The 10,675-nt window shown below is 74.5% G+C and carries 9 protein-coding genes; 3 read left to right on the top strand and 6 right to left on the bottom strand.

Going from position 1 to position 10,675, the window contains the following annotated elements; genetic code table 11:
• Positions 1 to 1,358 (bottom strand): SAM-dependent methyltransferase (locus IF99_RS0128930; RefSeq protein ID WP_078655331.1); only part of this gene is annotated, 1,358 nt, incomplete at its 3' end.
• 145 nt (positions 1,359 to 1,503) lie between these two features.
• Entirely contained in the window at positions 1,504 to 2,646 is a 1,143-nt protein-coding gene (locus tag IF99_RS0128925; protein WP_031001125.1) for an NADH-quinone oxidoreductase subunit D, read from the bottom strand.
• Between the two features lie 346 nt (positions 2,647 to 2,992).
• Here IF99_RS0128925 and IF99_RS0128920 point away from each other — a divergent pair, with 346 nt between their 5' ends.
• Together IF99_RS0128920 and IF99_RS0128915 are read left to right on the top strand one after the other, a co-directional pair.
• Positions 2,993 to 3,415: a PH domain-containing protein gene (locus IF99_RS0128920; protein ID WP_031001124.1), complete on the top strand. Its 423-nt coding sequence runs from the start codon at positions 2,993 to 2,995 to the stop codon at positions 3,413 to 3,415.
• Positions 3,412 to 4,863 carry a PH domain-containing protein gene (locus tag IF99_RS0128915; protein WP_234340906.1) on the top strand — a complete coding sequence of 484 codons (1,452 nt, stop codon included), beginning with the start codon at positions 3,412 to 3,414 and terminating at the stop codon, positions 4,861 to 4,863. Before IF99_RS0128920 ends, IF99_RS0128915 begins: the two co-directional genes overlap by 4 nt.
• Positions 4,864 to 5,053: 190 nt before the next feature.
• Here the strand turns inward: IF99_RS0128915 and IF99_RS0128910 are convergent, their stop codons facing one another.
• From IF99_RS0128910 to IF99_RS0128895, 4 genes are all read right to left on the bottom strand, one after another.
• Positions 5,054 to 6,025 (bottom strand): hypothetical protein, encoded by a 972-nt coding sequence (locus IF99_RS0128910; protein WP_031001120.1) that lies wholly within the window; start codon positions 6,023 to 6,025, stop codon positions 5,054 to 5,056.
• 450 nt (positions 6,026 to 6,475) lie between these two features.
• Positions 6,476 to 7,465, bottom strand: a complete 990-nt coding sequence (locus tag IF99_RS0128905) for an ABC transporter substrate-binding protein (protein WP_031001118.1) — start codon at positions 7,463 to 7,465, stop codon at positions 6,476 to 6,478.
• 101 nt (positions 7,466 to 7,566) lie between these two features.
• Positions 7,567 to 8,358: an ABC transporter permease gene (locus IF99_RS0128900; RefSeq protein ID WP_031001116.1), complete on the bottom strand. Its 792-nt coding sequence runs from the start codon at positions 8,356 to 8,358 to the stop codon at positions 7,567 to 7,569.
• Entirely contained in the window at positions 8,355 to 9,086 is a 732-nt protein-coding gene (locus tag IF99_RS0128895; RefSeq protein ID WP_031001114.1) for an ABC transporter permease, read from the bottom strand. The genes IF99_RS0128900 and IF99_RS0128895 overlap by 4 nt, the downstream gene beginning before the upstream one ends.
• 327 nt (positions 9,087 to 9,413) lie before the next feature.
• Here IF99_RS0128895 and IF99_RS0128890 point away from each other — a divergent pair, with 327 nt between their 5' ends.
• A complete protein-coding gene (locus IF99_RS0128890) occupies positions 9,414 to 10,592 on the top strand; it encodes an ABC transporter ATP-binding protein (protein ID WP_031001112.1) in 1,179 nt (392 codons plus the stop codon).
• The last annotated feature ends 83 nt before the right edge of the window (positions 10,593 to 10,675 follow it).

The raw sequence follows: 10,675 nt of genomic DNA, 5'->3' as shown, positions 1-10,675 counted from the left end.
GCCCCGGCTGCCTCTCCCCCAGCGCCCCGCCTCGCCACAACCTCATCCCGGCAGCCCTTCCCCAGTGCCCCGCCTCCCCCCGGCAGCCGCACCCCCTCCCCCAACAGCGCCGCCAGCCCCGGCGCGTCCGGTACGTCCCGTGCCGCCCTGCTGGGCCCGGTCCCCACCGTTTGGAGCAGCCATCCGAAGGCCCCCAACCCCGCGGGGTCGGTCAGCTCGGCCGCTTCTCCGGCCTCCGCGAGGGCCCGCACGTAGGCGGTGGGGTCGGTGCTCGCGAGGGAGAGCGGCGGTCTGCTCCCCGCGATACCGAGCGCGCCCAATGCCTCGCGCTGGCGGGTGAGTGCGGCGGGGCCCTGGTGGGCGGTCGCGGCGGCGCAGGCGTCGAGCGCCACGTGGGCCGTGAGGTCGGTCGTGCCGTCCGGTACCGGGGTGACCTCGCGGCCCGCGCGGAAACCGGTGAGCGTGCCGAAGGCGGGACGCGTGTGCGCGGAGTGCGCGTAGTCGACGGCGACGGCGAGGCCGCGCGCCAGGTGCGAGACGGCCGCGGCCCACGCCGCATCGCGCCCCGTGCCCAGCTCAGCACGGAACCCCGCCTCGGAACACCCCTCAGCCCCAGCACGGAACCCCGCCTCGGAACGCCTCTCAGGCCCAGCACGCAATCCCGCCTCCGCGCTGTCTCCCGCCCCACCACGGGCCGCCCGCTCACCCCCGCTGGTCCCCGGTTCCTCACGGCCCCCCGGCCCGCCGCTCGTACCGGAACGGGCCCCGCCCTCGGCCCTTGCGGACGCCCGGCCTCCGGGCACTCCGCCTCCGGGCACTCCGCTCGCCCCGGAGCCGAGTGACCCGTCCTCCCCCAGCGGCCACCACCGCGCCAGCCACTCCGCGTCCGCGCCGCTTACCGGCTCCCCGAGCCGCTCGCTCCCGTCCGGGGCGACGAGGACGAGCCTTGCCACGCCCTGCGCGTCCGTCTCGACGACGTCGACGGGCACGTTGTCGAGCCACTCGTTGGCGAAGAGCAGTCCGGTGAGCCCGTGGCCGGGGATCTCCTCGCCCCAGCCGATGCGCGGATCGAGCCCTTCCGGCCGGGGTGCGCGCTCGACCCCGTACGGCCGCAGCCGCGCGGCCGTTGCCGGGGGGAGTGCGGCGAGGACGCCGGTGAGGAGTTCTCCGCGTCCGGCGCCGATGTCGACGAAGTCGAGTGCGGGCGGGGTGCCGAGCACGGCGTCCACCTCGGTGAGGAGGCGGGCGACGGCCCGTGCGAAGAGAGGCGAAGCGTGCACGGAGGTGCGGAAGTGCGCGGCGGGCCCGGGACCGGCGGAGCGGTAGAAGCCGCCCGGCCCGTAGAGAGCGGTGTCCATGGCTTCGCGCCACGGGAGGGGCCACGGCGGCGATACGGAGGAGGCTGCGGGGGCGGCGGGTCGAGCGGTCACACGCGCACCCTAGCCAGGAGGCCCCGCGGCACCGGCTCCCGTACGGAATGCCCACCGCCCCGGCGCACCGCTGCTACTTGTCGATGTCCCCGACGACGAAGAACAGCGATCCCAGAATCGCCACCATGTCCGCCACCAGCGTCCCCGGCAGCAGTTCGGTCAGCGCCTGGATGTTGTTGAAGGACGCCGAGCGGAGCTTGAGGCGGTACGGGGTCTTCTCGCCCTTCGACACCAGGTAGTAGCCGTTGAGGCCCAGCGGGTTCTCGGTCCACGCGTACGTGTGGCCCTCGGGTGCCTTCAGGACTTTCGGGAGGCGCTGGTTGACGGGCCCCGGGGGCAGTTCGGCGAGGTGGTCGAGGCAGGCTTCGGCGAGGTCGAGGGAGTTGTGCGTCTGGTCGAGGAGGCACTCGAAGCGGGCGAGGCAGTCGCCCTCCTCGCGGGTGACGACGCGCAGCACGCTCTGGAGTTCCCCGTAGGCGAGGTACGGCTCGTCGCGGCGCAGGTCGAAGTCGACGCCGGAGGCGCGCGCGATGGGGCCGCTCACCCCGTAGGCGTGCACGGCGCGGGCGGAGAGGACGCCGACGTCGCGCGTACGGCCGCGGAAGATCTCGTTGCCGAGGATGAGCCCGTCGTAGTCCGGCATCCGCTCGCGGACGCGCGCGAGCGCGGTGCGGACGCGCTCCGGCCAGCCGAGCGGGATGTCCTCCTTGAGGCCGCCGACGCGGTTGAACATGTAGTGCATGCGCCCGCCGGAGACCTCCTCCATGACGGCCTGGAGTTCCTCGCGCTCGCGGAAGGCGTAGAACATCGGCGTGATGCCGCCGAGTTCGAGCGGGTACGAGCCGAGGAACATGAGGTGGTTGAGGACGCGGTTGAGTTCGGCGAGGAGCGTGCGCAGCCAGACGGCGCGGGCGGGGACCTCCATGCCGAGCATCCGCTCGACGGCCATGACGACGCCGAGTTCGTTGGAGAACGCGGAGAGCCAGTCGTGCCGGTTCGCCAGCATGATGATCTGACGGTAGTCGCGGGCCTCGAAGAGTTTCTCCGCGCCGCGGTGCATGTATCCGATGACGGGTTCGGCGCTCACGATCCGTTCGCCGTCGAGGACGAGCCGCAGCCGCAGCACGCCGTGCGTGGAGGGGTGCTGGGGGCCGATGTTGAGCACCATGTCGGTGCTTTCGGCCGCGCCGCCAATGCCGATCACGGTCTCCGTCATGGTTTCAGTCTCTCGCACCTACGCTGGACGGATGGAGACGGGGACGCGCCCGGGCGCGGACGACGGCATAGCGGACGGCGGAGACACGGGCCGAAGCGGTGAGACGGGCCGAAACCCGGGCCCGCCAGGCGCTGCGGACCCGGCCGGGGGCACGGTCCGGCCAGGCACTGCGGACCCGGCCGGGGGCACGGTCCTGCCCGGCGCTGTGGGCCCGGGCGGGGGCACGCCCCCGGCCCCCCGCACACCCGCGCCCTCCGGCCCGCCGCCGCCGCGCGACGCGCCTCCGCCCTCCGACACGCTCCCGGCCGACACGCCCTGGCTCCGTCTCCCCCGGCAGGTCCTCGCCCTGCGCCGCCTGCTTCTCTCCCTCTGCACCGTCCCGCTCGCCGTGCTCGTCGCCGGGCTCGTGGGCTGGCTCGCGGGCCCGGTGTGGGCGCTCTTCGCGCTGCTGCCGCTCGCCGTGCTCGCCTGCGGCTGGGTGCTGCTCGCCCGGAACTGGCGCTCGTGGGGCTACCGCGAGCGCGCCGACGACCTGCTCCTCGCGCGCGGGGTGCTGTGGCGGCGCGAGACGATCGTCCCCTACGGGCGGATGCAACTCGTCGAGGTGACCTCGGGCCCGGTGGAGCGCCGGTTCGGCCTCGCGAGCGTGCAGTTGCACACCGCGGCGGCGGCGAGCGACGCGCGTGTCCCCGGGCTCGTCCCGGCGGAGGCCGAGCGGCTGCGGGACCGGCTCACCGCGCTCGGCGAGGCCCGATCGGCGGGCCTGTGAGCGGCGCGGCGGGGCTGCCGACGGACCCGCACGAGAAGACACCGGCCGCCGCGACCACCCCCGCCCACACGACCACCGCCGCCCATACGAGCGCGCCCGCCCCGGCGGCCCCCGCGCTCCTCCCCGCCCCGGAGCCACGCCCCGGGGGCGCCCTCTCCCGCCCGGAACGCCGTCTCCACCCCCTCACCCCCCTCCGCCGCGCCTGGGCGCCTGTCGCCGTGCTCCTCGGATGGGCGGTGCACGACCCGAACGGGGCGTACCGGCAGCTGTCCGCGCTCGCGACGGGGACTCTCGTGCTCGCGAGCGTCGGCGTCGTCCTCGTCGCCTGCGTGTACGGGGTGCTGAGCTGGTGGGTGACGTGGTTCGCGGTGACGGAGAGCGAGTTGCGCATCCGTTCGGGGGTGCTGTTCCGGCGTACCGCGCACATCCGTCTGGACCGGCTCCAGGCCGTGGATGTGACGCGTCCGCTGCTCGGGCGGCTCGTGGGGGTCGCGAAGCTGAAGCTCGACGTGGTGGGCGCGAAATCGAAGGACGAGCTGGCGTATCTCGCCGAGGCGGAGGCGCGGGTGCTGCGCGCCGAACTGCTCGCGCGGGCGGCGGGGCACGCGCCGGGCGAGGTGCGGGCGGTGGGCGAGGCGGAGCGGCGGGTGCTGTGGCGGGTGGCGCCGGGGCAGCTCGCGGGGTCCGTGCTGCTGAGCGGGGGGCTGTTCGGTTCCCTGTGCGGCGCGGCGTTCGTGTCGTGGCTGCTGTGGACGGCGTCGCACAGCCTGTGGTCGATCGCCGTGACGGCGGTCCCGATCGTGGGCGGCGCCGCGACGAAGCTGTTCCGCGCGTACGCGAACGCCTACGACTGGACGGTCGGCGAGTCCCCCGACGGGCTGCGCCTGGACCACGGGCTCCTGGAGACGGCGCACGAGACGGTGCCGCCGGGACGGGTGCAGTCGGTGCGGCTCGTGGAGCCGCTGCTGTGGCGGGCCTTCGGGTGGGTGCGGGTCGAGCTGCGCGTGGCGGGCTCGCAGAACTCGGTGCTCGTCCCCGTCGCGCCGTACGCGACGGGGCGGGCGCTCGTGGCGCGGGTGCTGCCGGGTACGGGGGTGCCCGAGCCGGTACGGCCGCCGGAGCGCGCCCGCTGGCGCCTCGCGTGGTGGTGGCGGGGCCAGGGCCTCGCGGTGGACGCGCACCTCTTCGTCGCCCGGCGGGGCCTGCTGCGCCGTACGACCTCGCTCGTCCCGCACGCGAAGGTGCAGAGCGTCCGCTTCACGCAGGGCCCTTGGGAACGCGCCCTCGGTCTCGCGTCGCTGGCCGTCGACGACGGCGCGAACCGCACGATCCGGGCCCGCGCCCGCGCGGCCGACGAGGCCCGTGCCGTCTTCCACGCGCAGGCCGACCGCTCGCGCACCAGCCGCCGCGCGTCCCCGCACGGCCAATGGCCGCGCGAGCGCCCCTGAGCCACGCCCCGCGCGGCCCCACGGGTACGGCGTACGCCGATGTCCTCGGCGCGTCACGGGGCCCGCGCTCGCGGCCCCGTCCCCGTGTCCCCGCCCGCCGCCGTCCTCTCGTGGGCTCCGCGACCCCGTACACGACGAAGGCGCGGACCGTGCGGTCCGCGCCTTCGTCTCGTCGTGCGACGGGGAGGGTTCAGGCGCCCATCGCCTGTCGCAGGCTCCCGACGTCGAGCTGCTCCGTCTCGTCGTGCGCCGTGAGGTCGATGACCTCTTCCGTCGCCGCCGCCTCGGCCGCCTCCTCGCCCACGACATCGGCGAGGTCGGCGTGCTGCACGGCCTCGCGGACGGCGGCGGGGACCTCGGCGGGGTGGCGGGCCGGCTCGGCGGCGCGGTGCGTGCCGAAGAAGTCGAAGCTCCCCCGCGGGACCGGGCGGCGGGGGGCCGGGGCCGGGCCGAAGGCGGAGGCGGCGGCGATCCGGCGGCGGGCGGGCGCGGCCGCGAGCGGGGCCGAGGTGTGCTCCGCGGGGACCGGGGAGGCCGTGGCGTCCTGGGCCGCGGTACGGGCCTGGGCGGCGCGGTGCGCGAGGGCGTTCAGGGCCTCGTTGGCGCGCCCGTACAGCTCCGGCGTGGGCCGGGTGCCGCGTGGCACGGAAGGCCGCGGGTCCGGGCGCCGGTCGGCGCCCGCCGGGGGCAGGGCGCGGGCCGGGGAGGCGGCTTCGATGGCGAGCCTGCGGCGGCCTTCGAGCGCGTTGGCGCGGGCGGTCTCGGCGGCGGCGTAGCGGCGCAGGAGGGCGGCGTGCTCGTTGCGCAGCGCGGAGAGTTCGGCGCGCTTGGCGCGCACCTTGCGGGCCAGTTCGCCCCGCTGCTCGCGCGATTCCTCCAGTTCGGCCTCCAGCTCGGCCACGCGTTCCTCGTGGCGCCACTCGTCGGCGCCGCGCGCGCGGTCCAGTTCGGCGACGCGCAGCCCGGCGACGCTGTCCCAGCGGCGCATCACGACCGCGCCGGTGAGGGCGGCGACGGCGACGAGGAACACGAGCGCGCGCAGGACGAGCGCCTGGCCGCTGAACCAGGAGGCCCCGGCCCCGAGCACGGCCACCACGGCGATCGCGGTGGGCGGCAGCAGCCGGTGCAGTGGGGGGGAGTGACGGTGACGTCCGTGTGGCATGGCCAGAAACTTACCGCGCGTAGGCAAATTACGGAGCCCCGGCCGGAAACATGTCAGCCCGTCAGATGAGGAAAGCCCGAACCCCGCACGAACGGACGCGGCAATTCCGCATGTGCGCCCTCAGGCCACCTCCGGAGGCAGGCGGGACCCACCGCGCGGCGGCCGCCACGGCGCCCGCTCGGTGACACGCGAGGCGCCCCCACGGCACGCGTACGGCACCGCGATGCCCGCACGGCTCCCCGCGTCCGTACGCGCCTTCACGCGGGCGCCGCACAACCACCCGGCGGCCCGACCGCCCGGCCGCACAACCGCCCGGTGTCCCGGCCGCCCGGCGTCCCCGCGACCGTCCCGCGCCCTCGCGCGGCCGTCGTGCGACCACCCGGTCCCGGCGCCCGTACGACGGCCCCCGTCCCGCCCGTACGACGGGCCCCGCCCCCTCCGGAATCCCGCTCAGCCCTTCACGAGCCCCTTCTCCTTCAGGTAATCCGCGGCGACGTCCTTCTCCTTCAGCCGTTCCGCGTCGACCTTCCGGTTGAGTTCCACGAGGTCGTCCGTCGTGAGGGTCTTGTTGAGCTTGCCGAGCGCACTGGCTATCGCGGAGTCACCCGCGTCCTTGGCGTTGACGACGGGAATGATGTTGTCGGCGTTCTGGAGCTTCTTGTCGTCGTCGAGGACGACGAGTCCGTAGCTCTCCAGCGTGGCGTCGGTCGTGGTGGTGAGGGCGAGCTGGTCCTTGCCGTCCTTCACCGCCTGCTTGGACTGCGGCGTTCCGACGCCCTTGGGGTCGATTCCGGCCACGTTGATGCCGTACGTCTTCTTCAGGCCCGGCGCGCAGAAGGGGCGGCTCGCGCACTCGTCGCCGGCGGCGATGGTGACCTTCTCCTTCGACTTGCCGAGGTCGGAGAGGGTCTTGAGCTTGTGCTCGGTGGCGAATTCCTTGGTGACGACGAAGGCGTTCTGGTCGACGGCCTTGCCCGCGTCGAGGACCTTGAGGCCCTGCGGCTCGGCGAGTTCGCGCAGCGCGGCGACGGTCTCGTCGACGTCGCTGGAGGCGACGGGCTTCGCGTCCTCGCCGTTCTTCGCGTGGTTGAGCCACTCGGCGAGCGTCGCCGCGTACTCGGGGACGATGTCGATCGAGCCCTTGCGCAGCTCGGGCTCGTACACCTCGCGGTTCTGCACGGTCTTGACGGAAGTGCTGTAGCCGGCGTCGGCGAGGACCCCCGCGTACAGCTCGGCGAGGACCTTCGCCTCGGTGAAGCGGGCCGCGCCGATGACGAGCGAGCCCTTCTTGCCGCCGCTCGCGTCGTCGCCCTTGCTCGCGGAGGAGTCCTTGCCGTTGTCCTCCAGGCTGTCGCCGCCGCACGCGGTGAGTCCCGCGGCGAGTGCGGCGGTGGCGAGCAGCGCTCCGGCCAGCCGCGCGCGATGCGTGTTCCTGCTCATGTCGGGGTCTCCGTTCATCGGTTCACAGTGAGGTGTCGTAGCGCGAGGTGTCGTAACGCGAGGTGTCGCGAGGGCGGTGCGCCGGGGCGGGGGTACGGGGCTCAGGCGGCGGCAGCGGCCGGCTCCGCGCCCGCGCCCGTACCGCCGGGCGTCTCCGTGCCGCCGCCCGCCCCGGTGCCCGTGCCGCCGCTCGTAGCGCCGTCCGGCTCCGTGCCCTTGCCCGTGGTGCGGCGGCGGCGCATCGGGTCGGCCCAGCGGCCGATGAGCACGAGGAGTCCCTCGACGAGCAGCGCGAGGAGGGCGACGAGGAGGGCTCCGGCGACGACCTGGGAGGTGTTCTGCAGGTTGAAGCCTGCCGTGATGACGCGGCCGAGGCCGCCGCCGCCCGGTATCGCGGCGAGGGTCGCGGTGGCGACGGTCTGGACGGCGGCGCTGCGTATCCCCGTCATGAGGAGGGGGAAGGCGAGGGGCAGTTCGACGCGGAGGAAGACCTGCCCGCCGCTCATGCCCATGCCGCGCGCGGCCTCGACCACGGCGCGGTCGGCCTCGCGCATGCCGATGTAGGCGTTGGTGAGGACGGGGGGTATCGCGAAGAGGACGAGCGCGATGAGGGTCGGCGTCTCGCCGTGCTGCCGCAGCGGGGTGAGCGAGAGGAGCGCGAGGAGGGCGAGGGTGGGGATGGCGCGGCCCACGTTGGAGATGTTGACGGCGAGCGCGCCGCCCTTGCCGAGGTGGCCGAGCCAGAGCGCGACGGGCAGAGCGATGAGGCAGGCCACGAGCATGCTCAGCCCGGTGAAGCCGAGGTGTTCGATCAGGCGGTGCTGGATACCGGCGTCGCCGCGCCAGTTCTTCCCGGCGCCGAGCCAGTCGAAGGCTCCGGTGAGCGCGTTCATATCGCCTCCGCGGGCGCCGGGTTCGTACGGGAAGCGGCGCGACGCGCCTTGCGGGGCACGCGGCCCGCGCGCGTCCACGGGGTGAGGAGCCGCTGGAGGCCGAGGAGGAGCAGGTCGGCGGCGACGGCGAGGACGACGCACAGCACGGAGGCGGCGAGCACCTGCGCCTTGAAGGTCGTGTCGAGGCCGTCGAGGATGAGGGAGCCGAGACCGCCGTAGTCGACGATCGCGCCGACGGTGGTCAGCGCGACGGTGGAGACGGTCGCGATGCGGACGCCGCCGAGCACGGCGGGCAGCGCGAGGGGCAGTTCGACCTCCCACAGGAGGCGCCAGGAGCCGTATCCCATGCCGCGCGCGGCCTCGCGAGCCTCCTCGGGGACCGCTTCGAGCCCGGCGAGGATGTTCCGCACGAGGATCGTCAGCGAGTACAGGACGAGACCCGTCACGACGAGCGCGGGGGAGAGCCCGAAGACGGGGAGGAGCAGCGAGAACATCGCGAGCGAGGGGATCGTGTAGAGGAGCGTGGTGAGGCCGAGGACCGGGCCCGCGAGCGTCTTGTAGCGGCGGGCGAGGACGGCGAGCGGCAGCGCGACGGCGAGGCCGATCGCGACCGAGACGGCGGTGATGAGCACGTGCTGCACCGTCGCGTCCATCAGTTCATGGCTGCGGGTTCGCAGATACTCCCCGCAGATCCACTCGTTCGTGACCAAGCAGTTCTGTCCGCTCATGCGCGAGCCCACCTCCTCCGGTCCCTTCGCGCCCCCGGACCTCCCGAGAACAGCCGTCCGACTACCCGCCGGCGCGCACGCCAACCCCGCCGCGTCCGTACCGTGACCGAGCCGTGGACGAGTCGTGCGCCGGGCGCGCGGACCGCCGTCACACGGCCCCGCCCCCGTCCGCCACACCGACCCGCCCCGCGCGCGTTCGCACACGTGGTCGATCTGCCGCGACCCTAACCCGGGCCACTGACAATCCCCCGAACCTTTCGTCGCCCCGTCGCATTCCGGCAACGAGGGGCAACACTGGAGACATACGACCGACCACAATGGGGACCCATGATCCGGTTCGAGCACGTCAGCAAGCGGTACGAGGACGGCACCACGGCCGTCGACGACCTGTCCTTCGAGGTCACGGCCGGTGAACTCGTCACCCTCGTCGGCCCCTCCGGGTGCGGCAAGACCACGACGATGAAGATGGTCAACCGGCTCATAGAGCCGACGGACGGACACATATTCCTCGACGGTGAGGACATATCCGGCATCGATCCGGTCGAACTGCGCCGCCGCATCGGCTATGTCATTCAGCAAGTGGGGCTTTTCCCGCACAAATCGATCCTGGACAACACGGCGACCGTGCCGCACCTGCTCGGCTGGAAGAAGGCGAAGGCGCGCGCCCGCGCCGCCGAACTCCTCGACCTCGTGGGCCTCGACCCGTCCGTCTACGGCGACCGCTACCCCGAGCAGCTCTCCGGCGGTCAGCGCCAGCGCGTCGGCGTGGCCCGCGCGCTCGCCGCCGACCCGCCCGTGCTTCTCATGGACGAACCGTTCGGCGCCGTCGACCCCGTCGTGCGCGAGCGCCTCCAGTCCGAGTTCCTGCGCCTCCAGGCCGCCGTGCACAAGACGGTCCTCTTCGTGACGCACGACATCGAGGAGGCGGTCCGGCTCGGCGACCGCATGGCCGTCTACGGGGCGGGCCGCATCGAGCAGTTCGACACGCCGAGCACCGTCCTCGGCGCCCCCGCGACCGGATACGTCGCGGACTTCGTCGGCGCCGACCGCGGCCTCAAGCGCCTCTCCGTCACCCCGATCGAGCCCGGCGACCTCGAACAGCCGCCCGTGGTCCGCCTCGACGACCCGCTGGCCGCGGTCTCCGCGCGGCTGCGAGCCGAGGACGCCCGCTGGGCCGTCGTCCTGGACGAGGCGGGCGCGCTGCGGGGCTGGATCGGCGGTACGGGGGACGGGGCCGACGCGGCGCCGGAGACCGGGACCGTCGCGGACCGCGTGCGTCGCATGGAGGCGTGGCTGCCCGTCGGCGCGACGCTCAAGCAGGCCTTCGCGACGATGCTCCAGCACGACGCGGGCTGGATCGCCGTGACCGACCCGGACGAGGGCGACCGCTTCCTCGGCGTCCTCACCCCGGCCCGCCTCCACGAGGCCCTGCGCCGCTCGACGGCGGCCGACGCGCGCGACGTGGCCCGCGCGGAGATCGCCCTGGAGACGGTCAGCTCGGTCTGAGCGGCGGGGCCGGCGCGGGGCGGGAGGGCGCGAGGGCGGCCGAGCGGCGCGGGGGCCGGGGCGGGGCGGGGGACGGCCGGGAC

Source organism: Streptomyces sp. NRRL F-5630 (assembly GCF_000719475.1).
In the GTDB taxonomy this organism is placed as follows: Bacteria; Actinomycetota; Actinomycetes; order Streptomycetales; family Streptomycetaceae; genus Streptomyces.
The sequence above is the reverse complement of the archived record's forward strand: the minus strand, read 5'-3'. Positions and strand labels throughout refer to the sequence as shown.